This is a genomic window from Burkholderia seminalis, assembly GCF_001718535.1.
In the GTDB taxonomy this organism is placed as follows: domain Bacteria; phylum Pseudomonadota; class Gammaproteobacteria; order Burkholderiales; family Burkholderiaceae; genus Burkholderia; species Burkholderia seminalis.
Map to the genome: position 1 here is coordinate 529632 of NZ_CP013399.1, position 24972 is coordinate 554603.

19 protein-coding genes are annotated in these 24972 nt (G+C 68.0%); 2 read left to right on the forward strand and 17 right to left on the reverse strand.

Translation table 11 applies throughout. The features are described from left to right. Positions 1–7 precede the first annotated feature (7 nt). Positions 8–1528: an efflux transporter outer membrane subunit gene (locus tag WJ12_RS18235; protein WP_059557901.1), complete on the forward strand. Its 1521-nt coding sequence runs from the start codon at positions 8–10 to the stop codon at positions 1526–1528. On the opposite strand, the gene WJ12_RS18240 is transcribed toward WJ12_RS18235, so the two are convergent. The 6 genes from WJ12_RS18240 to WJ12_RS18265 all read right to left on the reverse strand — a co-directional run bounded on the left by WJ12_RS18240 (position 1506) and on the right by WJ12_RS18265 (position 9392). Next, positions 1506–2966: a heavy metal sensor histidine kinase gene (locus WJ12_RS18240; RefSeq protein ID WP_059557903.1), complete on the reverse strand. Its 1461-nt coding sequence runs from the start codon at positions 2964–2966 to the stop codon at positions 1506–1508. The genes WJ12_RS18235 and WJ12_RS18240 overlap by 23 nt on opposite strands. Continuing rightward, positions 2963–3640, reverse strand: a complete 678-nt coding sequence (locus tag WJ12_RS18245) for a heavy metal response regulator transcription factor (protein ID WP_034190976.1) — start codon at positions 3638–3640, stop codon at positions 2963–2965. Before WJ12_RS18245 ends, WJ12_RS18240 begins: the two co-directional genes overlap by 4 nt. A gap of 159 nt (positions 3641–3799) precedes the next feature. Beyond that, positions 3800–4918 (reverse strand): Rieske 2Fe-2S domain-containing protein, encoded by a 1119-nt coding sequence (locus WJ12_RS18250; RefSeq protein ID WP_264169589.1) that lies wholly within the window; start codon positions 4916–4918, stop codon positions 3800–3802. A gap of 21 nt (positions 4919–4939) precedes the next feature. Further along, positions 4940–6640: an NAD(P)/FAD-dependent oxidoreductase gene (locus WJ12_RS18255; protein ID WP_059557905.1), complete on the reverse strand. Its 1701-nt coding sequence runs from the start codon at positions 6638–6640 to the stop codon at positions 4940–4942. A gap of 44 nt (positions 6641–6684) precedes the next feature. Continuing rightward, complete coding sequence (locus WJ12_RS18260; RefSeq protein ID WP_080287973.1) at positions 6685–7725, reverse strand: monodechloroaminopyrrolnitrin synthase PrnB family protein; 1041 nt, start codon at positions 7723–7725, stop codon at positions 6685–6687. Positions 7726–7775: 50 nt separating this feature from the next. Further along, on the reverse strand, positions 7776–9392 hold the full coding sequence (locus tag WJ12_RS18265) for a tryptophan halogenase family protein (protein ID WP_049029698.1): 1617 nt from the start codon (positions 9390–9392) through the stop codon (positions 7776–7778). Between the two features lie 781 nt (positions 9393–10173). Here WJ12_RS18265 and WJ12_RS18270 point away from each other — a divergent pair. After that, entirely contained in the window at positions 10174–10776 is a 603-nt protein-coding gene (locus WJ12_RS18270) for a LysE family translocator (protein WP_034190972.1), read from the forward strand. A gap of 147 nt (positions 10777–10923) precedes the next feature. Here WJ12_RS18270 and WJ12_RS18275 read toward each other — a convergent pair whose 3' ends face one another. The 11 genes from WJ12_RS18275 to WJ12_RS18325 all read right to left on the reverse strand — a co-directional run bounded on the left by WJ12_RS18275 (position 10924) and on the right by WJ12_RS18325 (position 24943). After that, positions 10924–11769, reverse strand: a complete 846-nt coding sequence (locus WJ12_RS18275; RefSeq protein WP_226104030.1) for an IclR family transcriptional regulator — start codon at positions 11767–11769, stop codon at positions 10924–10926. 100 nt (positions 11770–11869) lie between these two features. Continuing rightward, on the reverse strand, positions 11870–12196 hold the full coding sequence (locus WJ12_RS18280) for an H-NS histone family protein (protein ID WP_034190970.1): 327 nt from the start codon (positions 12194–12196) through the stop codon (positions 11870–11872). A 92-nt stretch (positions 12197–12288) separates the two neighbouring features. Then, entirely contained in the window at positions 12289–13584 is a 1296-nt protein-coding gene (locus WJ12_RS36785; protein WP_063896727.1) for a polysaccharide pyruvyl transferase family protein, read from the reverse strand. A 45-nt stretch (positions 13585–13629) separates the two neighbouring features. Continuing rightward, positions 13630–14847 carry a glycosyltransferase gene (locus WJ12_RS36790; RefSeq protein WP_063896728.1) on the reverse strand — a complete coding sequence of 406 codons (1218 nt, stop codon included), beginning with the start codon at positions 14845–14847 and terminating at the stop codon, positions 13630–13632. Next, on the reverse strand, positions 14844–17174 hold the full coding sequence (locus tag WJ12_RS18295; protein WP_059557910.1) for a DUF4838 domain-containing protein: 2331 nt from the start codon (positions 17172–17174) through the stop codon (positions 14844–14846). The genes WJ12_RS36790 and WJ12_RS18295 overlap by 4 nt, the downstream gene beginning before the upstream one ends. Next, the gene (locus WJ12_RS18300) at positions 17171–18001 is read right to left on the reverse strand and encodes a glycosyltransferase family 2 protein (RefSeq protein WP_034190967.1); all 831 of its coding nucleotides are present in this window, start codon (positions 17999–18001) and stop codon (positions 17171–17173) included. The genes WJ12_RS18295 and WJ12_RS18300 overlap by 4 nt, the downstream gene beginning before the upstream one ends. A gap of 67 nt (positions 18002–18068) precedes the next feature. Beyond that, positions 18069–19139, reverse strand: a complete 1071-nt coding sequence (locus WJ12_RS18305; RefSeq protein WP_049036126.1) for a glycosyltransferase family 4 protein — start codon at positions 19137–19139, stop codon at positions 18069–18071. Positions 19140–19142: 3 nt separating this feature from the next. Then, positions 19143–19979: a glycosyltransferase family 2 protein gene (locus WJ12_RS18310; protein WP_034190966.1), complete on the reverse strand. Its 837-nt coding sequence runs from the start codon at positions 19977–19979 to the stop codon at positions 19143–19145. Further along, complete coding sequence (locus WJ12_RS18315) at positions 19976–21202, reverse strand: hypothetical protein (protein ID WP_059557911.1); 1227 nt, start codon at positions 21200–21202, stop codon at positions 19976–19978. Before WJ12_RS18315 ends, WJ12_RS18310 begins: the two co-directional genes overlap by 4 nt. Next, a complete protein-coding gene (locus tag WJ12_RS18320; protein WP_049036127.1) occupies positions 21199–22728 on the reverse strand; it encodes an oligosaccharide flippase family protein in 1530 nt (509 codons plus the stop codon). The genes WJ12_RS18315 and WJ12_RS18320 overlap by 4 nt, the downstream gene beginning before the upstream one ends. Beyond that, on the reverse strand, positions 22712–24943 hold the full coding sequence (locus tag WJ12_RS18325) for a polysaccharide biosynthesis tyrosine autokinase (RefSeq protein WP_059557913.1): 2232 nt from the start codon (positions 24941–24943) through the stop codon (positions 22712–22714). Before WJ12_RS18325 ends, WJ12_RS18320 begins: the two co-directional genes overlap by 17 nt. Positions 24944–24972: the final 29 nt, after the last annotated feature.

Below are 24972 nucleotides of genomic sequence, written 5' to 3' on the forward strand. Positions count from 1 at the left end.
GCCTGCCATGCGCCTTCTTCATCCGCTCCCGTTCGCTCGCCGCATCGTCGCGCTCGGCGTTGCCGCCGCACTGACTGCCTGCTCGACGCTGCCGCCCTATTCACCGCCCGCCGTCGCGGTGCCCGCCCACTACGCGGGCGCACCGGCCGCGCAAGCCGGCTGGCACGTCGCGATGCCCGCCGACGCCGCCGCGCGCGGCGCGTGGTGGACCGTGTTCGACGACGCCGACCTGAACGCGCTCGAAGCGCGCGTCGACGTGTCGAACCAAACGGTGAAGAAAGCGATCGCCGATCTGCAGCAGGCGCGCGCGATGGTCGACTATCAGCACGCCGGGTTCCTGCCGACGATCACGGCAGGCGTCGCGCAGAGCCGTGCGCGCGTGTCGCAAAACCGGCTCGGCTCGTCGCTCGCCGGCAAGACGACGCCCGACTACCAGGCCGGCGTGGCCGCGAGCTGGGAACCCGACGTATTCGGCCGAGTGCGCGACGCCGTAGCGGGCGCGCAGGCGAACGCCGCCGCGAGTGCAGCCGACCTGCAGGCCGTGAAGCTGTCGGTCACGGCCGAGCTCGCGACCGACTATTTCGCGCTGCGCTCGCTCGACACGCAGAAGCAGCTGCTCGACGATACGGTGCGCGCCTACTCGGATGCGCTGACGCTGCTCAAGCAGCAGCTCGCGGCCGGCGCGATCGACGCATCGGCGGTCGCGCAAGCCGAGACGCAGCTCGAATCGACCCGCACGCAGGACACCGACATCGACGCGTCGCGTGCGCAGTTGCAGCACGCGATCGCGACGCTCGTCGGCGAAAGCGCGTCGACGTTCGCGCTGCCGCCGCGCGTGCAGGCGTTCCGCGTGCCGGCGATTCCGGCCGGCGTGCCGTCGCAACTGCTGGAGCGGCGGCCCGACATCGCGGCGGCCGAACGCCGGGTCGCGGCCGCGAACGCGCGGATCGGCGAGGCGCGCGCCGCGTTCTTCCCCGATCTCGTGCTGTCGGCGAGCGCCGGCCTCGAAAGCGCGTTCTTCGCGCCGTGGCTCGCCGCACCGAGCCTGTTCTGGTCGCTCGGCCCGCAACTCGCCGGCACGCTGTTCGACGGCGGCCGTCGCAGCGCATCGCTGCGCGGCGCGCACGCGCAGTACGACGGCGCGGTCGCCGACTACCGGCAGTCCGTCCTCGTCGCGTTCCAGCAGGTCGAGGATCAGTTGTCGGCGCTCGATGCGCTTGCGTCCGAAGCCGGCAGCCAGCAGCGCGCGACCGACGCGGCCGACCTGTCGCTGCGGCTGACGACGAATCGCTTCAACGCGGGCGCCGTCAGCTATCTGGACGTGGTGACCGCGCAGACGATCGCGTTGACGAACCGGCGCACGGCCGATCAGATCGACGCGCGCCGGATGGAGGCCGAAGTCGCCTTGCTGAAGGCGCTGGGCGGCGGCTGGCAGGCGGGCGCGGACGTGGTATCGAAAGCCGGTACGACGGAACGAGCAACAGCCGCTCAGCCCGCCCCCGCCGTCACGCTGCCGGCGGCCGGTTGAACGTGAGTACGAAGCGCGTACCGCGCGCGTCGCTTTCGACCTGCGCGGTGCCGCCGTGCAACTCCATCACCGAGCGCACGATCGCGAGGCCGAGCCCGGCCGTGCCGCCCGGCACACCGCCGCTGCGCGCGGGATCGCCGCGCACGAACCGGTCGAAGATTCGCGGCAGCAGCGCGGGATCGATCGGCTCGCCCGGATTCGCGACGACGACGCTCACCGCCTCGGCCGTTTCGTCGACACCGAGCGTAATGACGCCGCCGGCGGGCGTGTAACGCAGTGCGTTCGCGAGCAGGTTGCCGACGGCGCGGCGAAACAGCTCGACATCGGCGGTCAGCTGCCCCTGCCCTTCGACGCGCAACGTCGAGCCCGCTTCGTCCGCGAGCCCCTCGAAATACCCGGCGATGCGCTCGAGTTCGTCGCGCACGTCGAACGCGCGCTGCCGCGTGACGAAGCTCGGATGCTCGGCGCGCGCGAGAAACAGCACGTTCTCGATCATCCGCGCGAGGCGGTCGTATTCCTCGAGATTCGATTCGAGCAGCGTCTGGTACTCGTCCACCGAACGCGGCCGCGCGAGCGCGACTTCGGTGGCGCCGCGCATGTTGTTCAGCGGGGTGCGCAGGTCGTGCGCGAGGTCGGCGCTGAATTGCGACAGATGCGCGAATGCCTGCTGCAGGCGGCCGAGCATCGCATTCTGCGCATCGACGAGCGCACGCAGCTCGGGCGGGGCGCGCGACGCGTCGAGCCGCGTGTCGAGCTTGTCGACCGTGATCCGGCCGGTGTTGTCGACGATCTCGCGCAGCGGCGCGAGCGCCGTGCGGATCAGCCAGTAGCCGAGCAGCAGCGCGAACAGCGCGCCGAGCCCGCCGGCGAGCTCGAGCCGGTCGCGATAGCCGTCGAGCAGGTCGGCCCGGTCGCGCATGTTGCGCGCGATCGCGATGCGGATCGGCGTGCGGTCGCCCAGCGCCGCCTCGATCACGACGCCGCGCATCGGCGTGCCGCCGCCGGCCGTCCACGTGACGAGCCGGTCGGCCGTGATCCGGTCGTTTGCCGGAACCGGCACCGCGTGCGGCGCGAACAGCTGCACGTCGGCGAGCGGAACCGATGCGGCGGCAGGCGCGTCGTCGAGCGCGGCGAGCCGGACATTGTGCCGTGCGAGCACCTCGCCCCGCGCATCGACGACGGCCATCGACAGCGCCTCGTTGCCCAGCACCTGGCTCGTCAACCGCTCCGCGTGCGCACGCACCGCCTCGAGCGACTCGAGCTCGCCCGCGAGCCGGCGTGTGTGGCGCGCGGCCAGCACGATGTCGAGGTCGTCCTGCGTGTTGACCTGCCGCTCGAGGCCCGCATACACATACGTCCCGACGAGCGCGAACGACGCGAGCGTGGTCGCGGCGAACGCGAGCGCGAGCGTCGCGGCAAGCGAGCGCGGGCGCATCATGCGTCGTCCTTCGGTTCGAGCACGTAGCCGACGCCGCGCACGGTATGGATCAGCTTGACCGGAAACGCGTCGTCGATCTTCGCGCGCAGGCGCCGGATCGCGACCTCGACGACATTGGTGTCGCTGTCGAAATTCATGTCCCACACGTACGATGCGATCTGCGTGCGGCTCAGCACCTCGCCCTGCCGGCGCGCGAGCAGTTGCAGCAGCGAGAATTCGCGCGGCGTGAGGTCGATGCGGGTGGCGCCGCGCTTCACGCGGCGGCGCACCACGTCGATTTCGAGGTCGCCGACCGTCAGGTGCTCGGTCTCGCGCGGCGGCCCGCGACGCGCGAGCGTGCGGATGCGGGCGAGCAGTTCGACGAACGCGAACGGCTTCACGAGGTAGTCGTCGGCGCCGAGTTCGAGGCCGTGCACGCGGTCCTGCACGTCGTCGCGCGCGGTCAGGAACAGCACCGGCGTCGTGTGCGTGTCGCGCAGCCGCTTGAGCACGGCCCAGCCGTCGAGCACGGGCAGCATCACGTCGAGCACGATCACGTCGTAACGCTCTTCCTGCGCCAGCATCAGCCCTTCGCCGCCGTCCTTCGCGAGATCGACGCTGAAGCCCGATTCCTCGAGCCCCTTCTTCAGGTAAGCGCCCGTCTTCGGTTCGTCTTCGACTATCAGGATGCGCATGGCCGGCTCCGTCGCTAGCGTGGGGACATCCGGCGATGTTACCCGGAAATGGCGCCACGGCTTTGCTGCGTGCAGGCGCGCACGGCGTTGATGACAAAACCGTAATCAGCCGGTCAGCGTGGCGAGATCTTCTTCGCGACGCGGCCGAACCCGGTCCGGCTAGAGCCGCCGGCTCGCGTATTGCCGCTCGCTTGCGCCGGCGCGGTCGACCCAGCCGCGGTAGAACGCGCGGTACTTCAGCACGAGCTTGTCGTACTTGCTGTACGCGCCGCCGCCGTCCGGCTTCATCCCGTTCCAGATCTTGACGTCGTACCCCGCGGCCTGCCGGGTCTGGAGCCCGAACAGCAGGTAGTCGGTCGCGCGACGCAGGAGGCCGCCCGCCTTCCGGATCGAGATGAGCATGTGCATGACGTTCTTGCCGTCGCTCACCGGCGTCACGCACTGCAGCAGCTTGTATTTGACGTCTCCGTCCAGCGCGACGGTCATCACGCACCCGCCGGGGTAGCCGTCGAAGTGCAGGTTCATCTGCGACATGTTCATGCCGAGCGCGCGCGACAGCATGCCGAAAGGCCCGAAGTACCGGTCCACGGTGAAATCGATCCCGGCACCGAACCACGCGCCCGCCCGTGCCAGCGACTCGACCTCCGGCCACGGGCGCCAATCGTCGAAGAGCTTGAGCTCGAAGGCCGATATCGGCAGCGCGTGGACGGGCGCCGCGTGCTGCGCGTCGTAGAAATTCTCGACGATCCGCAACACCGCCGTCGTCGTCTCGAACGCGAAGTGCAGGTGCATGAAGTCGCCGTTGTCGACATCGGCCGCGGCGATTTCGGGCAGCGGGTGCAGCGGCTGCGCGGAGCCGTACCAGACCCACACGTAGCCGTACCGCTCGGCCGTGACCCACGTCGGCTGGCGCGCCCCGCGCGGGACCGGCTCCAGGCGGCACACCGCCGGGCTGTGGCCGGGGATATGCACGCACTGGCCGTGCTCGTCGTACCGCCAGTGGTGAAACGGGCACCGGATGCACCCGTCCTCGACCTGCCCGTCGGCCAGGTTCGCGCCAAGGTGCGCGCAGTGGCGGTCCATCACCACGGCCCGTCCCGACGCGCCGCGCCATGCGACGCACGGCTGGCCGAAGAGCGTCAACGCCGCCGGCTTGTCCTTGAGGTCGGCCGTGCGCATCGCGACGTACCAGCTCGCGGCCACGCGCGTGGTCGCGTCGTATGCCGCCGCCGGATGCGCGCCGGCACCCACCCGATTCAATTGAATGTCGTCGATCATTTCGATTCCGGGGTCGGGCGACTACTTCAGCGCCAGGCCGATGCGGGTCGTGACGTACGCCCTGAGCAGCGCGAACATCGGGTTGTAGTCGAAATACCTTTTCACCTCCGCCGGCGCGCTGGTCTGCGTCCAGTGCAGCAGCTTCATCGCCGGCAGCAGGCTGTACTTCGAGTTGTTGAGCTGCGGCCTGGCCCCGGTGATGCAGTATCCGAAGCCGAACATCGGCTTGGCGAACTCGCGTTCGTTGATGAGCGCGTGAATCCGCGCCGCGGCCTCCCCGGCCGGCTTGCGCCCGGCGCTCACGGCCTCGACCTCGGCCTTGGCGTCGTTGAACAACTGGTAGTACCCCTCCATGTCCGCGCACAGGAACCCGAGGTACGGCGCGTCGTCGTCGAGGCGATCGAGGTCGCGCTCGTCGCGCGACGCGCGGAACCGCGCGTGGGCTTGCACGAGCCGGAACTGGCCGAGGATCGTGCCGACCGCCCACAGCCGGTGGAACGCGTCCCACAGGCGAAAATCCGAGAACGCCGTGTAGCAGCAGCTGACGAAGTCGTCGTTGTGGTCCAGCAGCTTCTGCTGGAGCCGCTCGATGTACTCGAAGCGCTCGGGGGAGAAGTCGTCGTCGCGCAGCGCCTTGATCAGGCGCGCCGCGAGCGCGTGGATGGTCACCGCGGTGTTCTCGAGCCCGCGGGAGAAAAGCGGATCGATGAACCCGTTCGCGTGCAGCATCAGGCAGTAGCGATCGCCGACGCACGCGCGCGACGAGAACTGCAGGCGGTCGGTCCTGACCCAGTCGCGCACCGGCACAGCGTCGCGGAACTGCGCCGCGATGCTCGGGAACCGCGCGAGGAATGCGTCGAATTCCTGCTGCGCGGGGATGTCCGTTTTCGGGTGGACACGCGGGTCGAGCTGCAGGCCGACGCTCACCAGGTTGTTGGTCGACCGCGGGTGGTTGTTGAACGGAATCACCCAGAGCCAGCCGCCCTCGAACATGTGGTGCAAGGTCCCCTCGTGCCAACGCCAGCGCTGCCCCTTGACCTTGAAGATGTCGTCGAACGGCTTGACCCCGAGCATGTGCGTGTAGAGGCTGCGCGAATGCGTCTTGAAGCGGCACGGCTCTTCGCGCAGCGCGAACTTGGTCGCGAGCGGCGCGCGGGGCCCGCCGCAGTCGATCATGTACCGGCCGGTGAACCGTTCGCCCTGGGCGGTGGCCACCGCGACGCCGTCCTCGTCCGCGTGGTATTCCGTCACGGTCGTCTTCTGGCGGACCGTGCAGCCGTATTTGATCGCGGCTTGCAACAGGTAGGCGTCGACGTCCTGCCGGTAATAATGGCTCTCCGGCCCCCACGGCAGTTCGGGGATGACACACTGCGTGAACTCCTTCGGATCGTGCTCCTCGCCGGGCTTGTGGAATACGAAGCCGAAGTTGCGCTTGATGCCCGTGCTCGATGCGACGTACCGCTGCGTCGCATAGAACGACGTGATGTGGTCAAGCTCCGGAATGCCGTAGCGATCGGCGATGATGCGGTTCATCAGGGACGTCTCGGGGATCGACGATTCGCCGATCGTGAACCGCGGGTGCGACGACTCCTCGATGATCAGCACGCGAAACCGTTGCCTGGCCAGGATGGCGCCCATCTGGGTGCCCGACATGCCCGAGCCGAGAATGATCACATCGAAGTGGTTGCTGTCGCGCCCGTTCGCGGGGCTCTGCTGAGTCATGGGGGCACACTCTCCTGGTGAGATGGAACACATGGCCGCGCGCGTCAGGCGCAGGATTCGTCGAGCGCGGCGCGCACGCGCGATCGCGCGGCACGCGTGAGCGTCAGCAGATCGCCGAGCATGCTGGGCGCGTACCCCCCGCTGCCGATCGACGGGCCGCTTTTACCGGCTTCGTATGCGCGCTCCGCCAATTTGACGTGAGGCGCCCGGAAGTGCAGCAGGACCTCGAATACGCGGTCGAGGGCCGCCAACCCGGCCGCGACGGGCTCGCCCCGCGCACGGGCCGCTTGCGCGTCGCCGAGCGCACGGTCGACGAGCGACGGCTGCCCGGCGAACCGCGCGTAGATCGCCCTGAATGCGGGCAGCACGTAGGGCAGGTACGTCTCCTTGAATTCCCGATACGCGTGGTGGTCCGATTGCGACCCCCACAGCACGTGCTCCAGCACGAAGAGCGGCATTTCGACGGCGCCGGGGCCGAGGTAGCTGCGCCCCCCCACTCGAATCGGTTCGTAGAACGGACGAAGCTCGTCGTAGAAGACTTGCAGCGAGATGAAGCGGTACGCATAAACAATCGAGTCGACCATTTTCCGCAGATAGGCCGCCAGCGCGTCGCACCCTTGCGCGAACGCGGGTGCCTGCAGCGGCACGTCGGACAGCTCGACGGTCAACGCGATGGCCGCCTCGAGCGCCGCCATCGAGAGGCGCACGCTCTCGAGCAGGTGCGCTTCGTCGCGCAGCCCGGTGTAGCTGCGCTGCGCGTCGGCCGCCGCCGGGTTCCAGACCGTCACATGCAGGAGCGTCTCGCGCGGCGGCAGGCCGGTCGCGCGCGCCAGGTCGAGCAGCACCGGCTCGAGCCCGGGCACCGCGTCCACCGGCTCGTGTCCGTGCCGCTTGAGCGACCCGAGGAAGAACCCGATATCCCGCATCGCGGCCGCGGCTTCGACGAAACCCCAGCCCGCAGGCATGCCGCGCGCCGGAAGGAACGCGCGCAACAGGCCGACGATGCCGGGCACGTCCCGTTGACGGTTCAGGCCGGGCAGTTGCAGGACGAACGCCCGCGCCTGCAGCGGATCGCACGCCGCCACGGCGTCGTGCGTGGCCGCGATGGCGCTTACCCGGGCCAGGGTGCTGTCCACTACAGGATCTCCGGCGCCGCGAGCGTCGGCCCGGGCTGGCTGCGAGACAGCCCCGCGTGGCCCTCGCGCAGCGAGCGCAGGTAATCGTGGTTCGTCGGCAGGCTCTTTCGCAGACGCTCGGCCTCGCGCCGGATCCGGGCGAACATCGCCTCGGCCTTGTCGATCGACTCCGGCCGGTGCCGCAAGAGCGGCAGCGACCGGTCCGGCAACAGCCCCAGGCCGGCAAAAATGCAGTAGTAGTTGCCGTTCAGCCAGAAGTTCTTGAATTCGTAGTCGAAGGTGTCGTAGTACGTCGAATCGTCGAACGACGCGGTGGTCAGCGGCAGCCCCGCCTTGTAGCGTTCGACCTTTTCCTGGATGGCGTCCGAGAGCCGCAGGTCGTGCCGGTTCGCGCGCCAGAACGGTGTGTCGTCGCGCGACGTGGTGAAATAGTGCGCCTGGACGAAATCCCGGCAGTCGTCGAACATGTAGACGATTTCGGCATTGAATGCGTCGGTCAACCGCGGGTCGAACGACGTGTCGGGGAAGTGCTTCACCAGCTGGTAAAGCGCCGCGTAGATGAAGTAGATGCCCGTCGATTCCAGCGGCTCCAGGAAGCACGACGACAACCCGATGGAGACGCAGTTGTTGACCCACGCCCGCCGGTTGCGCCCGACCCGGAACTTGATCTGGTTGAGCGGCTGCTCGTCCGAGAGCCCCCAGAGGTCGAGGAAGTCGGCGGTGGCCTGGTCGCGCGACGTGAACTTGCTCGAGAACACGTAGCCGCTGCCGAACCGGCCCAGCATCGGGATCTTCCAGGTCCAGCCCGAGTTCATCGCGATCGCCGAGGTGTACGGCTCGATCCCCACGCGCGCGTCGTCGGCGGGCACCGCGCTCGCGACCGCGCTGTCGCACAGCAGGTAGTCGGACATGTCGATGAACGGCTCCTTCAGGGCCTGGTTGATCAGGAGTCCCCGCATGCCGGAGCAGTCGATGAACAGGTCCGCTTCCAGCGTCCGCCCCTCCTTGGTGGACAGGCTGGAGATATAGCCGCGATCGTCCAGGTGAACCTGCTCGACCTCGTCGACCACGCGCTTCACGCCGCGTTCGACGGCCCAGCGCTTCAGGAAGTCGGCCACCAGGTGCGCGTCGAAGTGCCACGCGTGGGACATCTGGCGGGTGCCGTCGGCCAGGCACGGTGCCAGCTTGGCGTCCAGCGCCTCGGTCTGCGGGTAGCAGGCGTACGCCATCGGCTGCTGGAAGCCCTGTTCGCGCTTGCGCAGCCAGTAGTGGGTAAGCGGCACGCCGTCGCAGTTCGGCACGTTGCCGAACAGATGATAGAAATGATCGCCGGGCGCGCGGTCGGGCGACTTCCGCCAGTTCACGAACCTGATGGCAGACTTGAACGCGCCATTCACCTGGGGCATCCACTCCCGCTCCGGTATTCCGAGAAAGTCGAAGAACACCTTCTGCAGACTCGGAATGGTCGCCTCGCCCACGCCGATCCGGGGAATCGCCGCGGATTCGACGAGCGTGATGTTCGCCTGCTGCTGGAGTGCCCGGACGAGGTACGAGGCGGACATCCAGCCCGCCGTGCCGCCGCCCACGATGACGATATTCCTGATCGGATTACTCATGACACGCTTCCCATGGGATTGAAAACCTGAATGGATAGTGCCGCCTTTTCGAATTGAACCGGCAAATTGTTCGACAACGCGTCACAACATGACGCCACCCGTCATGACAAGTCAAATCGCAAAGACGCAGTTAATTGACGCGAATTCAATCAACAATGCGAATCCCCATCGAATGCGGCGGCACACCGCGCAATGGATTCAGCCTCGGCAGATTGACTTGCCGATTCGACGATCGCCGTTAGTGCACGGCCATGATCAATTGCCCTGATTGCCAGCAGGATTGATACGCCATGCACTTGATCGCTGCGGCACACCTTAACAGCGTTCAGGACGGCATGCCGAGAAAAATTTCATATCAATCTAAAGTTATCCAGAGAAATTCTAAATCCCGCAAAATATCGACGAAATGCTGCACAACGATCGATTTAATTTCTCAAACCAAATGAATTCTGTTTTTTATTTAAATCGCATAAACAAGCACCCCATTTTACAAAAAACGCGAAATGGCCGACCTAATTAACAGGAAAGAAATAAAGCCCTTTTCATTTCCAAAACAACGAAGTCGATCTTTTCGAATTTCGGCAGTTTTGATGCCGACCTGAAAATAATCCGACTCGTCGCCGGAGAAATTCGTCATCATGTGTCCGGGCGGACACGAAGGCCATGCAATGAAAACGGGCACGTACCCGAAAGAGCGGATCGCCTCTGCACTGAAGCATTCCAGCGGCGCCCCGGCTTCGGCCGGCCGCGAACCGCGACACCGACGAATCGAGGAGGCCGCGTGCCCATCCAGGAAGCGTTGCTGAAGATGTCGATGTACGTCTCGCTGGTGCTGATCGTGCCGGGGCCGACCAATACGTTGCTGCTGTCGTCCGGGCTGAAGGTCGGCCTGCGCGGTACCTGGCCGCTCGTGATCGCCGAGGCGCTCGGCTACGCGATCGCGATTTCCGTATGGGGATTCTTCCTGGCCGCGTTCGCTGCCGGCCGGCCCTGGCTGTATGACGTGGTCAAGCTCGCGAGCTCCGTCTACATCTTTTTCCTCGCGCTCAGGATGTGGACGCATAGCCGCGTGCTGCAGGACGTACCGATCGCGCCGGTGAGGTTTCGCGATGTGTTCGTCGCGACGACGATGAACCCGAAGGCGCTGCTGTTCTCGAGCACGCTGTTTCCGTTGGAGGCGTTCAGGTCGGCCCACTATTTCGCATGGACGCTCCTCGTCTTTCTGGTCGTGCTCGCGCCGATCGGCGTGGGCTGGTCGTCCCTCGGCGGACTCCTGACCTCGCAACGCGCGTGGGCCGCCCGAACGTCGACGCTGCTGCGCGGCGCCTCGCTCGTGCTGTTGATGTTCTCCGGCACGCTCGTGTACTCGGTCGTGAACCGCTGACCGCAGGCTGCCGATCGTCGCGACGCGTGAGCACACATCGCGCCGCGACATGACCGCGACCGCCCTGAGCGCGGCCTGGCGCAGAGCCGGCGCCGCTTCACGATGAGTTCGCCCTCTCCGTCGGTACCCGGAACGATTCCCGCCGCCCTACGTGCATGCCGCGCCGCGCGCCGGCATGTCGACGGCCGATTGCATGAACCGCTGATCGACCGTCGCGGCGATGCGCTGCGCCGTTTCGTACAACGCCGCGCTGATCTGCTTGACCGACATCGCGCCCGCTTCCCCCGACAGCGCGAGGTACGGGCACGCGAGGATCGCGATGGCCGAACCCGACTTGTCGACGATCGGCGTCGCGATATCCGTGATGCCGGGAATGCGCGCATTGGGACGGCAGAGATAGCCGTCGACCAGATGGGACGGCAACGTGTCGTCACCGGGCGGCGGATTGCGCGACCCACCGGCGTGCCCGTCGGCCCGAGACAACCGGGCCCGCACGTCTTCGTCCTGAAAGGCCAGGTACATCTCGCCCGCCGCGCTGCCGTGCAGCGGCATGCGCGTGCCGACGCGGACCGCGATGTTCCATTCCGTCTCGGCGCCGGCCGTCGCGATGACGATCATCGTGTCGCCGTCGAATACCGCCAGGTAACACGACTGGACCGTCTGCAATGCGAACTGTTGCAACAGCGGCGTGACGAGCGCGCCCAGCGATCGGGTCGGTGCATGATGCTGCCCGAGAAAGTAAAGCTTCATGGTGAGCGCGTACCGGTCATAGCGATCCACCCGGTAGATGTAACCGCGATCCTCGAGCACCTGCATCATCCGGTACAGCTCGCTTCGGCTGCGTTTCAACGCGCGGCAGATGTCCGCCTGCGCCATGCCGTACTGGCGATCGATCAGCAGCTCGAGGATATCGAGGCCTTTCTCGAGCGCCGGGGCGCGATAGCTCGTCTTCTTCCTGGGTCCCGGGCTGTCCGGGGGAGCGACCGGGTCCATGTCGGGATTCCGCATATGCCGCATTGCCTCTGAAATTCAGTTCGTTCGAGTCATGCCGGATCGACCGGCGTCGCTTCAGGACGCCGTTGCCGACCGGCCGTCAGCGCGTTTCCGGCCACCATGGCTGCGGCGTCTCGCGGATCAGGTAGTCGTCGAGATTCTTGCCGGCCAGCCACCGGGGACGTGCGCCCTTCCCCGACCACGAGCGGCCGGTGTTCGGGTCGTAGTATTTCGCCGGCGCCTTCTGTTGCCGCGCCTTGATGAAGCCCGCCGCGCGCAGCAGTTCGATTTCGGTGATGCTGAACTGCCGGACGTACTCGGCGATCTCCTTGAGTCGGGCCTGCTTCTCCTTCTGCCGGACTTCTTCGACGATCAGGTTCAGTTGACCCAGTTGCTGTTGCAGTTCGCGAATGGTGGGACTTTTCATTTGACAGGTTCAAGCGAGACTCGACAGGTTGCCGTTCGACCCCGCGCGGCGCGGCGCGGCTTCGAACGGGGTAAAAATGGCGGAATACCCGCTCACGACGGCTGAATCGCGTGGATCACGCCGCGCAGGTTCCTGCACGACGCCTCCTTGACGCGCGGCAGCGCGGCATGCACCTGGTCGCGCAGTTGTGGAAGCTCCGACACGAAGCGGTCGAGCACCGCCGCCAGGCGCGTCGCGCGCATTGCTTCGTCAGGCTTCATCAGGAAGGTGTCCGGCAGCCCGAAATGACTGAAAAGGCCCTGGAACTTGTCCTGGTAGGTCAGCGCCGCGACGGGCACGCCCATGCCAAGACTGGCGATCGCGAGATGCATGCGGCCCGTCACCACGCCGTCGACCTGCCCCGAAATGGCCTTCAGCTCGGCCGCCGACATGCGGGTGCGCGGGTAGTACAGCCGGTCGCCCATCTTCTCGGTCAAGGCGTCGTGCAGTGGTTCGAGACAGGTATCGTCGCCGTCGCGGCCGCGATAGTCGTGAGACAGCAGCACGACGCTGACGCGATGCCGTGCCGCGAGCCCGTGAAGCGCCTCCTGCGCCGACGCGACGAGCGCCGCGATATCCGTGTCGCTGGCCCGGCGAATCAGCATCGGGTGCAAGTTGAAAGCGATCACGATGTCGCCGGCCGCGCGCCGCGATTCGACCCACGATGCCGTCCCCCTGACGCAATCCGACGCATGGTCCGGCTGAAGCATGAATGCGGAATCCGCCACCAGCTCGGCGGGCGCCGAACTGAAACGCCTGAATCGGTCGAGCGACACGCCGTCGCGCACATTGACCAGCAGCCGCGCGTCGATCTGGTCGAATGCATGCCTCAGTTGCCGGTACGGCTGGCGGTTGAAGCTGAAGCCGAGAATCGTGCCGGCCACGCCGCGCCGGACCAGCAGGTCCGCCGTCGCCAGCAACCGCAGCGACGTCATCGGCGAGTAGTAGCCGTCCATCACGTCCGCGCCGATGACGACCACCGCGCTGGGCTGCAATGCGGCCAGCCGTTCGACGGTGTCCATCAGGCGCCACGGCTCGCGCCATGCGTCGACCGCCTGAAAGCCGAGCCGGGTCGCGGCGTCCGCCGCCTCCGGCGTGGCCGTGACGACCGACACCCGCAACGCGCCGTTCGCAACACGCAACCGCTCGACGACCGCGCGCAGCATCGCCTCGTCGCCTTTCGAGCCGACCAGCGTCCACGGGTCGCACGGCAGGACCAGCAGATGGGCGCCGGGCGCGGCGGCGTCGTTCGCGGCACGCCGTGCGGCCTCGCGACGCCATTGCCGCGTCAGTCGCGTGACGTACAGCCGCACGCGCAGCCGCTGCTTCAGATCGGCCAGTTTCGACATGTTCGATTCCCCTGGTTGGTTCGATGGTTTCGATGGATGCGTCCGTCACGCGTGCGCTGCAACCGGCCGCCGCCGGAGCGTCTCGCGCAGGACATCCAGCTGCGTTTCGTGCCAGGCCAGCGCGGCGGCGCGTGCGGCGGCCCCCTGCGCGACACGCTGCGCGCGGTCCGTCGCGAGCCGGACGACCGCATCCGAGAAGCCCTGCGGATCGCCGTCCCGCACGACGGTCACACCGCGCAGGTCCTGTTCGCCGAGGCCGCGCGCGCCGGTCCGCGTGCTGACGATCGGCACGCCGAGCGCCATGCTCTCGAGCAGCTTGATGTTGATGCCGGTGCCGAGCAGCATCGGATTGATCGAGATCGGCGCGATCGCGAACGCGTCGCCCAGCTCGGCGACGGTGCCGCGCTTGACGAGGTGCGGACCGTCCGGCACGGCCGCCGCGATCGTGCCGGCGAGATGCAGGCGAAATGCCGGCAGCCGCGCCACGACATGCGGCAGGATCTCGTCGACGAAGTACTTCACGGCGTCGCGGTTCGGCTGGTTGTCGCTGCCGAGAAAGGTCGCGTCGGCATGCCCGGCGCAGTCCACCTGCGGCGGAAACGCGAGCAGGTGACTGAGGACCGCGACCGACGGCGTGTCGCCGCCGCCGAGGCGTGCCGTCAGCGCGTCGCCCTCCTCGGCCTGGATCGCCAGCGCGACATGCGCACGGCGCAATCCGTCGCATTCCCGTTCCGGCGGCATCGAAAACATGTAGCGCTTCGCACCGGGGCGGCCGATGAACGGCACGTGCCGGTCCGCGAAGATGTCGTGCGTGTCGACGACCTTCACGACCGAATCGGGAAACGCATCGAGCGCACGCGAATAGAACACGTATTCGACGAACACGGCGTCGAACGCGTGGCGGTGCTGCAGCGCGCGCAACTGCGCGGAGAAGCTGTCGCTGAACAGCTCGTCGAGCCCCGTGTAATACGCATGCCGGCTGCCGGCCGCTTTCGCGGCGAGGCGACGCGCAAGCCACGCGACCCGCTTGAACCGATAGCGCGCCAGCGCCAGGCCCGCGCGACGCAATACCGACACGCGGTCCGCACCGAACTCCTCGCGATGCGCGTCGAGATCCATGCCGCCCGTCTGGCGCGATTCCAGATAGACGAAATGCACATCGCAGCCGAGCGACCTCACCGCCCGCGCGAGATTCAGGACGCGACTGCGATTGCCCGCGTTGACGGGAAACAGCGGAATCGGCGAAACGATGGCGACTTTCATGAAGCGTTTCCTTGAAGCGGAGCGGGCGGCGGCGTGTCGTCCGGCGCACGGTGACGAATGGCGACGAACGCCCCCACGCGCACGGACTGTCCTCGCGCGAAGCCGACGCCGTGGACATAGATGCCTTTCTCGTGATCGGCGTCGTACCTGAACGGGCCGCCCGGCACGGGCAGCCACCGGAATCGCGCGTCGTCGAGCGTGCGCGCCGGCGTGTCGGTGCGCAGCGTCATCGGCGGGTACGCGCCGACGCGCACGGCGGCCGCGCCTGCCCCGCCGCCTTCCGGCACGCGCACCGATGCGTAGAGATCCCAGCGCCCGTCGCGCGGCAGCTTGTCGAGCTTGAGCTGGACCGCCCATGCGCCCGAATCGCCGCGCATCGCGATCGCGGCGCCGTCGAGCGAACCCGGATCGGCCACCAAACGCGCGCTGTCGTAGAGGTTCACGCGCGACACGTCGATCGAGCGCCAGTCGCCGTCGGCCAGACCCGCCACGAGCGGCGGCGCGACGACGGGATGCCGGTCGATATCGAGCAACGCGCCGAGTGCCGCGAGATTGCCGCTTTGCCGATACTGACGAATGCCTGCTGCCGCGATCGCCGCGTCGAGACGGGCGCGTCGCGCGCCGACGTCGAGGTCCCAGCCGTCCTTCGCGGCGCGCGCCGCGTAGCGCTCGCGCAGGGCCAGGATCACGAAATCGAGCGGCACGCGCGCCTGTCGCACGCGCGCGCCGCGCACGGCGTCACCGTCGACGGCACGGGCGGCCGCGTCGAAATCGCGTTCCGCCTCGCGAACGAAGTCGTACGTATACATCGACATGCCGACCGGCGTCTGCTCGGCGAGCACGTCGCCGCTCGCGCGCAGCGCCGCATGCATGCGGTCGATATAGCGCATGACGGCCGGGGCCGCCGCACCGTAGTAGGCGTCGCAATATTCGCGGACGAGCGCACGCGGGTCCGCCGTCGGCGTCCACAGCATCCGTGCGATCAGCCACACGCGCAGGCTCGCGAATTCGCCGCCGCGCGACTGCCAGTCGCCCTCCGCAAAGTAGCCGTCGACGTTCGGCAACGTGGCGAGCCACGCAATGCTGCGGCCGACCGGATAGAGATTCGGCGTCGGCTGCAGGTAGCCGCCGAAGTTCACGACGTGGTCCCAGACGGTGACGTGCCGCGCGATCTCGTTCCATCGCTTCAGGCCGTCGCGCAGCCGCGCGTTGCGGTCCTCGTTCAGCGCGACGCTGTAGTCGACCTGGATCGTCATCGGATAGACGCGGACGTGATCCGGCACCTGCATGCCGTCCGGCGGCGTGAAGCCCCAGTGATAGGCCGGCATCGCGAAACGCGCGCCCGGCACCGCGGCCCGGACCTGCGCCGACACGTCCCGCACCATGTCGAGAAACGCGGCCGACAGCGCGCCGCCGTGCGTATCGGCGAACGCGCGACTCGCCTGATCCGGGTCCCAGCCCCAATCCATGTCGCGGATGCCGAACCAGATGCTGCCCGGATCGGGCAAACGCTTCAGCCGCTTCACGATCTCGGCGGCCATGGTGGCGCGGACGTCGGCCGACATCATCGCGAGTTGCCCGCCCGCATACCAGGACGGGTGAGCGGCCGCGTAGCGGTCGCGCGGCACGAGCGTCCAGAAGTCGGCGTCGCCATCCCGCGCGAGCCAGCTGCGATCCCACATGTCGATCCCGGGCGGGGACGCGCGGTACGACGTCCCGTGCGACTCGCCGTTCAGCAGGTTGTGCGCGCGAAACGGCTTGTCCTCGCCTTCCGCACTCAATACCTCGCGATACGCGAAGCGCGGAACCTGCCGCACGGGTGTCGCGTCGACGCGAAGCTCGGCCTGCCTGGGCACTTCGGTGGCATCGGGCGCGAGCCACTTCACGCCCAGCTTGCGGTCGAGCCACCAGTACGCGCCGAACAGCGTGCCGCGCGGCGTCCCACCGGCGATGACGAGGTCGGCGCCGCTGCGGCAGACGACGAAGCCGTCGCTGCCGAGCCCCGCCGCGTTGGCCGGCCCGCATCGTTGCGCCGCATGCTCGCCGCCGACGACGATCGCGGGTGTCCGGTCCTGGCCGTCGTCCGACACGGCGAACGACGCGCCGCTGATGCGCGACAGGTAGTCGGCAATCTCGTCGGCCGCGTGCCGTGTGACGGCATCCGCCGCACCGGCGCGCACGCCGTAGCGCGCGACGCCGTCCCGCGCGAGCAGCACGCGCGACGCCGGCGGCACGGGCTGCGCGCCATCCGCGCCGTGCATGACCAGCGCGTACAGCGCGGCGGCCACGGCACACCGGACGACGCGAGACGGACGGACTGGCGTCATTGCCGGGCGATCCGCGACACGCCGGGCGGCAACGACAACGGCACGTGGAATTTGCGATAGAACCGCCACAGGCTGCGCAGATGATGGCGTCCCGCACGGGAGACGGGGCTCGCCGCCGACTGCCGCTGATGCTCGTGCACGAGCGTGACGCCCGGCATGCCGAGCACGCGATAACCGGCAAGCCAGGTCCGTGCGCACAGATCGACATCCTCCATGTAGAGGAAATACGATTCGTCCATGCCGCCGAGCGACTCGAACAGGTCGCGTCGCACCACGAACCCCGTTCCCATCACCCATTCGGCGTCGAACGGGCTGCCGCACGACCAGGCATCGATCATCAGATGCCGAGCCATCCGCGCGCGGAAGCGGTTCGAGCGGCCGAGCGCGGTGCGGCGCGCCAGGATGTCGAGCCAGCTGTAGAACCGCCGTGCCGAATACTGGCGGCGACCGTCGGGATACTGCAGATCGAGCCCGACGAGCCCGGCCTCCGGGCGCGCGTCGAGCAGGTCCAGCACCCTGGCCAGCCCGTTCTCGCTGAAACGCGTATCGGGATTGACCACCAGCACGTAGTCGCGCCGGCAGGCGGCCATGCCGAAGTTCACACCCGACCCGAAACCGCGATTGCATGCGGCACGCAACAGCCTCACGCCGTGCGGCAGTTCGCGTCGCAACCGCGCATACGAGTCGTCCGGCGACGCATTCTCGACGACGACGATATCGTCGGCAAACGCGACGCGTAACGACGTCAATGACGCCACGCATCGTATCGTCAGGTCGGGCGTGCCGTAATTGACGACGATGACGCTGATTCTTCCTTCCGTTTCCATCGTGATACCCCGCGCCGTGATTGATGGTATCGGCCGGTTTGCCCGGCTCTGTTGATTGACGGGCGCGTCATGCCGACGCGCCGACCTGCTCGACGAGCCGCCAGAACTTGCTCGCCGATGCGTTCCAGTCGAACCGGTGGATCTGCTCCCGGCCCCGCGCGACGAGCGCGTCGCGCGATGCGGCCTCCGTGCCGAGCCGGCGCATCGCGACCGCGATATCGACGACCGACAGCGGATTGACGAGCATCGCGGCGGCCCCTGCCACTTCCGGCATCGCCGACACGATCGACGTCAGCACGGGCACGTCGGACGCCATCGCCTCGAGAATCGGCAAGCCGAAACCTTCGTACTGCGATACGAACGCGACGAACAGCGCGCCGCGGTACAGCTTCGGCATCGCATCGTTCGGCAGGACCCCCGCGAACACGAGCCCGTCGGCGCACCGGTGCTGCGCGGCATGCGCAAGCAGCGCCGGGTCGGGTTCGCCGGTCAGCATCAGGCGCACGCCGAGCGGCAACAGCCCGCTCGCGCCGAACGCCTCGATCAGCCGGTGCAGGTTCTTGTAGTTGCGCCGGTTGCCCGGATACAGCACGTACGGAAATGGATAGCCGAGCGTGTCGCGATTGCGCCGGTACGCGTCGTCGGTGCCGTTGTGGATCGCGTGAACGCGCTCGGGCGGCATGCCCGACCAGCGCAGGAATTCGTCGCGCGTGAACTCGGACACGCAGACGATCGCCGTGCAACGCCGGTACAACGGCCGGAGGATCGTGTCGTAGTAGAAGCGGTGCGCACGCGTATAGAAGTGGCGATGCGTGAGGTCGTGCACGACGACGACCGACGGGAAGTCGGGCAACGTGGCCGGAACGAACCCGGGATTCCAGAACACTGCGTTGCGGGCCGGCAGCCGCCGCAGCGCCCGGCTCAACGCCAGCGGCGACAACGGATGCGCGACACCGCCGCCGACCGTCAGCGGCGCGATGCGCACGGTCGACGGTGCACGCTCGGCATAGGCCGCCATCACGTTGTGGATGCCGGTGCCGACCGGCCAGCGCGTGTCGGTGTAGACCGTGAGCGGTGCGCGCTCGACGCGACCGGCGCGATCGGCGCTGTCCGTCGACGGGGAGAGGATCGTGCTCATCGTTCAGTCCATCCAGCCCAGCAGCCGATGCGATGCGGCGATCCAGTAGTACTTCGCCCGGCGGGGATTGCGGCGCGCGCACGACAGCACGCAGCCGGCCACGGGCCGCGCGATCATGTAGAGGACGTACGCGAGCGGATAACGATTGATGCGCAGCACGTGCCCGAACCCGCGGTTGTAGCGTCGTCCGCGCGCATACGCATGCTCGTCGAGCACGGCCAGCGGCTCGGGATGATGCACGCGCAGGTGCGGGTCGTAGTCGATCCGGCATCCGGCCCGCAACGCGCGGACCAGGAAATCCACCTCTTCCCCCGCGCCCCAGCGCGAGGTCGCGCCGACGCCCAGGTCGACGTCGAACTGCCCCGCCGCGGCGACGGCAGTCCGGCGCAGGAAGATCGTGTACGACGTCGCGCACACCCACACGTTGAAACGGTTCACGGTCTGCGCCGACGTCGCCCATCGTCCTTGCGACGGCCTGCCCGCGGCGTCGACGCTCATCCCGGTCATGCCGTCGATCGTGCTGTCGGCCGACAGGCGCGCCGCGACCGCATGGAGCATCCCGGGCCGATACCAGCAGTCGTCGTCGGGAAAGCCGACCACGTCGCCCGTCACGGCCTTCAGCCCGACGTTCGTCGCGCGCGACTTGCCCTTCTCCGATCGCAGGTGGACGATGGTCAGCCGGTCGCGATACCGGTCGACGATCCGCTCGACGCGATCGTCCGGATTCTGGTCGACGACGATGACTTCGAGGTCGGCATAGGCCTGCAGCAGCAGCGAGTCGAACATGCGCTCGATCTCGTCGCTGCGGCCGAGCGTCGCCATGATGAGGGAGAATTTCATCGAATAGACCCGGACGGAAAAAAGGATCGGGGCCGCGCGACGCGCGGCGCGGTGCGTGCTTTGCGGGGTGCCGCCCGAGGAGCGAGGGCGAACGACGCGAGGTAGCCGATGAACAGGTACGACGTTTCGCTCTGGTGCATCGGGTTGATCAGCGACCAGGCGGCGATCGGCGCCAGCATGACCATCGCGCGCCGGCCCTGGCCGAGGCCGCCGAAGAACACCGCCCACGCGAGCAGCCCGATCGGGCCGGCGACCAGCATCAGGTCCAGCGGCGCGCAGAAGACGGCACTCGTGCCCTCGCCGAGCCCGCGCACGGCGACGGCCGAGTGCGAGAAGTAGTGTTCGACGAAGCCGAAGCCGTGACCGATCCAGTCGCGGCCGACCAGCTTGATCGATTCCGTGAAGGCCAGCCCGCGCTCCTGCTGCAGGCGGACCTGCAACTGGTCGCCGGTCAGCTCGCGCGTGAACATGTACAGATAGAACCCGGCGCCGGCGGCCATCGTCAGCGCTTTCGCGAAGAAGTAGCCGCGCACCTGGAACAGGATCACGATCGCGCACGCGATCAGCACCGTCTTCGATTCGCTCAGCAGCGTCACGACCAGTGCGAGCACCACGAACTTCACGACGTCGGGAATGCGGCGCGGCGACTGCAGGAAACATGCATAGGCGCTCAGGAAGAAGAACGCGGCGAACCAGTTCCGCTCCTTGAACGAACCGTGAATCGCGTTCTGCATGAAATCGACTTTCTCGTACAGCACCGGGACGTCGAAGTGCTGCAGCGCATACTGGAACGCCAGGAATCCCGTGATCGCGACATAGCCGAACGGCAGCGGCCGCTGGCGCGCCCGTGCGCCGTAGTAACGGCCGATCAGATAGAACGCCGGCATCACGAACACGAATTTCACGATCTGCTCGGCCGCCTTGAAGTGCGGATAGCCGGACAGGAACGTCGTCGACAGCGCGGCGCCGACGAACAGCGTGAAGGTCCAGATTTCCCATGCGCCGACAGGGATCCGGCGCCGCACCAGCAGCACCGGCAGCACAAGCACCGCGAACAACTGGCCGAGCTGCGCGCCGCCGATCTTCAGGAACTGGATCGCGTTCAGCAGCAGCAGCACGAGCAGCACGGCATCCGCGAGATCGAAGCGCGCGCGCGGCGCGGCCGGCGCCGCACCGGGCGACGCCGCATGCTGCCGCGGCACCTGCCGGACGAGGCCGTTCATGCCGCTTTCCTCGCATCGCGCAACGCGATCAGCATCGACACGGTTTGCCGGGCGGCCTGACGACGCAGCATCCAGGTCGCGCCGGCATACGCGGCGACGAAGCAGACGATCAGCAGGACCAACCGGGCCATGACCGGCACGCCGCCGAGCCATGCGCCGAGCCGCGAGACGAGCAGCGCGCAGCCGAGCGCGATCAGATAGGGCGGCACGAGCCGTCCCAGCAGGCGGCCCGGGTCGACCGACAGTTCGACGACGACGGCGCCGAAGCTGAGCGGCGTGATGAACAGCACCGCACCGACGTACAGCCACGCCAGCCCGGCGACATCGTGCGACGGCAGGCACAGCATCGCGCCCAGCACCAGCACGAGCTTGACGACCGTCAGCCACATCGTGACGCCGGGGCGGCCGCGCGCCGACAGGAATGCGCCGTTGACGAACTGGACCGTCTGGACTGCGCCGAGCGCCATCAGCGGCGTCATGACCGCGGCACTGTCGGCCCAGCGCGCGCCGAACAGCACGATGGTGATGTCGCGGCTCATGACGGCCATCAGCACGAACAGCGGCGCCGCGGCCATCGCGGCCAGCCCCGTGACGTCGAGGTAGGTGGCCGCCATTTTCCCCGCGTCGTGCGCGACGCGCGACAGCACCGCGAGCGCGACGTCGGTCGCGGCGCGGCACAGCAGTTCCAGCGCCGTCTGGTAGAGCCGCGCGCCGATCGCGTAGATGCCCAGCCCGGCCGCGCCGTACAGCGCGACGACGATCAGGTCGACGGTGCGCGTCGCCCACCAGTCGATCAGCCGCGCCGCGACGACGTGGCCGCCGAAGCGCGCGATGGGCCAGAAAGTCGACGCGTTGCGCCGGCCGCGCGGACGCCAGACCGGTTTGCGCCAGAGCCAGAACGCGGACATCGTCATGAAGGTCGCCGCCTGCGCGATCAGGCTCCACGCACCGGCACCCGCCACCGCCAGCGCGACCGCCACGGCGCCCGCGACGCTCACCGCCACGAGTTGACGCATCGCCAGCGTGCGGAAATCCAGCCGCCGCTTGTACAGTCCCTCCTGGAACGAACTGGCCGAGCCGATCGGGACGAATACGCAGGCCACCCGCAGGTAAGGCGCGAGGCCCGGTACGCCCAGCCAGGTCTCGACATGCCCGGCCATGGCGAACAGCACGGCCGCGAGCACGACGGCCATCGCGATCGACAACACGAACGGCCATTCGAGATCGTCGTCGTCGAGCGTCGCGCGCTGCACCACCGCGTCGCCCAGCCCGCCCTCGGCGATCATCAGGACCAGCGACAGCGACAGCGTGACGGCCGCCGCGAGCCCGACGTCGGCCGGGCCGAGCCAGCGCGCGACCAGCAGGTACGTGACGAGCGTGACGAGCTTGCCGCCCCAGGCCTGCACCAGCGCCCATGCCAGGCCGCGCACGGTGCGCGCGCCGAGCCGCTCGCCGCCGGACCACGCATGGCCGTTCGCGGCGCGCGGCGCAAGGTCGCGCAGCGCGGGCTCAGTGCTCGGTTTCATACGCGTAGTTCCCTTCGCCATACGCACCGTAGACGGCCTGACGCCGCGGCACGTCGTTCAGCACGACGCCGCTGATCGCGATGCCCGCGTTGCGCAGGCGACGTTCGGCCTCGCGGATCTCCGGCATCGAACTGCGGCCATGCCGGACGCACAGCAGCGTCGTCGCGCCGTGGCGGCCGATGGACGCCGCGTCGTGCAGCGCGAGGATCGGCGCCGTATCGACGATAACGATGTCGTAGAGCCGCGACGCCGTGTCGAGCAGCCCCTTGAAGCGGCCGTCGGTGAACAGCTCCGAGGTGCGCGCAACCGCACCGCGCGCCAGCACATCGACGCCGGCGATTGCCGAACGCTGCACGCCGCGCTCGAGCGTGCCGCTCGCGATCGCGTCGGGCAGGCCCGGCGCCGGTTGCAAGCCGAAGTGACGGTGCGCCTGGCCGCGGCGGATATCCGCGTCGATCAGCAGCACGCGCTTGCCGCCCGAAGCGAACAGCGACGCCAGGTTCGCGCAAAGGAACGATTTGCCCGCATTGGGCTGCGGGCTCGTGACCATGATCACGTGGTGCCCCGACTCGGACAGCGTGAACTGCAGCGTCGTGCGCAGGCTGCGGATCGCGTCGACGGTCACGTCCTCGGGAATTTCCGACGCGAGCACATGCGCGCCCTGGGCCGCGCGTTGCTGGCTTCGCACCAGGCGTCGCTGCTCGCGGCTGTGCGGGACCACCGCATAGACCGGCACGCCCAGCGCCTGCTCGAGGTGCTCGGAGTGCTCGACGCGCCCCCAAACCGCGCGTTGCGCGAACGGGGCAGCCACGCCCAGAGCGAGCCCGACACACAGCGACAGCGCGACCAGCAGCAGGCGCTTGGGCTTGACCGGCTTCACCGGCAGCACCGGCTCGTCGACGGCCCGCACGTTGCCGATCTCGCTTTGCCGGGCGATCTTGAGCTGTTGCGCGGTATTCAACAGGTTGGTGTACAGCTCGGTGTTGACGCGCACGTCGCGCAGCACCGCGAGACCTTCCCGCTCCGTACCCGGCAACCTTGCTTCGAGCGCCTTCAGTTCCTGTGCCTTGCCCGCCAGTTCCGCGAGGTTGGCGTCGAGGGCCTGCACGGCCGGATGGCCATCGGCGAATCGCGCGATCAGGTCGACGCGCTTCTGCTTGAGTTCGAGCGTGCGCGTCTCGATGTCCACTTCCTGACCGAGCAGCAACTTGCCCTGTTCGTCGAGGTCGACCGTGCGCGTACGCGAACGAAATGCCGCGTACCGTTCCTCGGCATCCTTCAGCGTCTTCTCGACCGTCGGCATGCTGGCCTCGAGCGATTTCAGCGTCGCGGCGGCCTCCTCGCTCCGGTAATCGCGGTTCTGCGCGACATAACCGTCGACCACGGCCTTCAGGATTTCCCGGATGCGCGCCTTGTCGTCACCCTCGAGCGTGACGGACAGGATGCCGGACTGCTTGGCCTTCTCCTCGACGGTCAGATCGTCCTGGAGTTGCGACACCGCCTCGAGCTGCGGGATGCGCTTGAGCCGCAGCACCGTGCCCGGGCGGGCATCGAGATCCGCGACCAGCAGCGTCAGCGGCTGTCCCTTGAACGCCCCGTGCGCCGGCACGCCCACCGCGCCCTTCAGCACGACGTCGTCGTCCTCGTCCCGAAGCACGTAGCGACCGCCGCCTTCGGCTGTCACGGTGAACCCGATCCCGTCCAGCACGTCGATGCCGTCGTGGCTCTTCTTGCCGACCGTCCCGAACGCGGCGACGTTGAACCGCTCGCCGCCCCATGCAAACCGCGACAACCCCCACAGCGGCGGCGCCACGCCGTCGTCCCGGTAGCGGCGTGCGACCCAGCGGCCGATCAACGGGAAATAGCGCGGTTCGGCGATGATGTTGAGATGCTGCTTCGACACGACCTGGTCGATCACCATGCGCGCGCGCACGAGTTCGAGTTCGGCGGCGGTCGTGCTGCCGTTGTCGAGCAATGCCGCGATGTCGTGCAGCGGCGAATTGCCGGCCGTCGTCGATTCGTTGACCTGGATCGTCGCGTCGACCCGGTAGATCGGCGTCGCGAACACGACGTACAGCAGCCCCAGCAGGAACACGCCGGCCGCGATGCCGAGTACCAGCCGCCACCGTGCCAGCACGATGTCGACGTACGACGAAAGGGGGGCCTCGTCGTACAACGCCGCGTCGTACAGCCGTGCTTCGGAAGGGTCGGTCATGGCAAATCCAGTGTCTATCGGGTTCCGGC

Coding starts and splice junctions, on each gene's coding strand:
- WJ12_RS18240 (WP_059557903.1), bottom strand. CDS start 2,966: ATGATGCGCCCGCGCTCGCTTGCCGCGACGCTCGCGCTCGCGTTCGCC.
- WJ12_RS18235 (WP_059557901.1), top strand. CDS start 8: ATGCGCCTTCTTCATCCGCTCCCGTTCGCTCGCCGCATCGTCGCGCTC.
- WJ12_RS18255 (WP_059557905.1), bottom strand. CDS start 6,640: ATGACTCAGCAGAGCCCCGCGAACGGGCGCGACAGCAACCACTTCGAT.
- WJ12_RS18265 (WP_049029698.1), bottom strand. CDS start 9,392: ATGAGTAATCCGATCAGGAATATCGTCATCGTGGGCGGCGGCACGGCG.
- WJ12_RS18280 (WP_034190970.1), bottom strand. CDS start 12,196: ATGAAAAGTCCCACCATTCGCGAACTGCAACAGCAACTGGGTCAACTG.
- WJ12_RS18250 (WP_264169589.1), bottom strand. CDS start 4,918: ATGATCGACGACATTCAATTGAATCGGGTGGGTGCCGGCGCGCATCCG.
- WJ12_RS18295 (WP_059557910.1), bottom strand. CDS start 17,174: ATGACGCCAGTCCGTCCGTCTCGCGTCGTCCGGTGTGCCGTGGCCGCC.
- WJ12_RS18300 (WP_034190967.1), bottom strand. CDS start 18,001: ATGGAAACGGAAGGAAGAATCAGCGTCATCGTCGTCAATTACGGCACG.
- WJ12_RS18320 (WP_049036127.1), bottom strand. CDS start 22,728: ATGAAACCGAGCACTGAGCCCGCGCTGCGCGACCTTGCGCCGCGCGCC.
- WJ12_RS18245 (WP_034190976.1), bottom strand. CDS start 3,640: ATGCGCATCCTGATAGTCGAAGACGAACCGAAGACGGGCGCTTACCTG.
- WJ12_RS18325 (WP_059557913.1), bottom strand. CDS start 24,943: ATGACCGACCCTTCCGAAGCACGGCTGTACGACGCGGCGTTGTACGAC.
- WJ12_RS36790 (WP_063896728.1), bottom strand. CDS start 14,847: ATGAAAGTCGCCATCGTTTCGCCGATTCCGCTGTTTCCCGTCAACGCG.
- WJ12_RS18310 (WP_034190966.1), bottom strand. CDS start 19,979: ATGAAATTCTCCCTCATCATGGCGACGCTCGGCCGCAGCGACGAGATC.
- WJ12_RS18275 (WP_226104030.1), bottom strand. CDS start 11,769: ATGGACCCGGTCGCTCCCCCGGACAGCCCGGGACCCAGGAAGAAGACG.
- WJ12_RS18315 (WP_059557911.1), bottom strand. CDS start 21,202: ATGAACGGCCTCGTCCGGCAGGTGCCGCGGCAGCATGCGGCGTCGCCC.
- WJ12_RS36785 (WP_063896727.1), bottom strand. CDS start 13,584: ATGTCGAAACTGGCCGATCTGAAGCAGCGGCTGCGCGTGCGGCTGTAC.
- WJ12_RS18305 (WP_049036126.1), bottom strand. CDS start 19,139: ATGAGCACGATCCTCTCCCCGTCGACGGACAGCGCCGATCGCGCCGGT.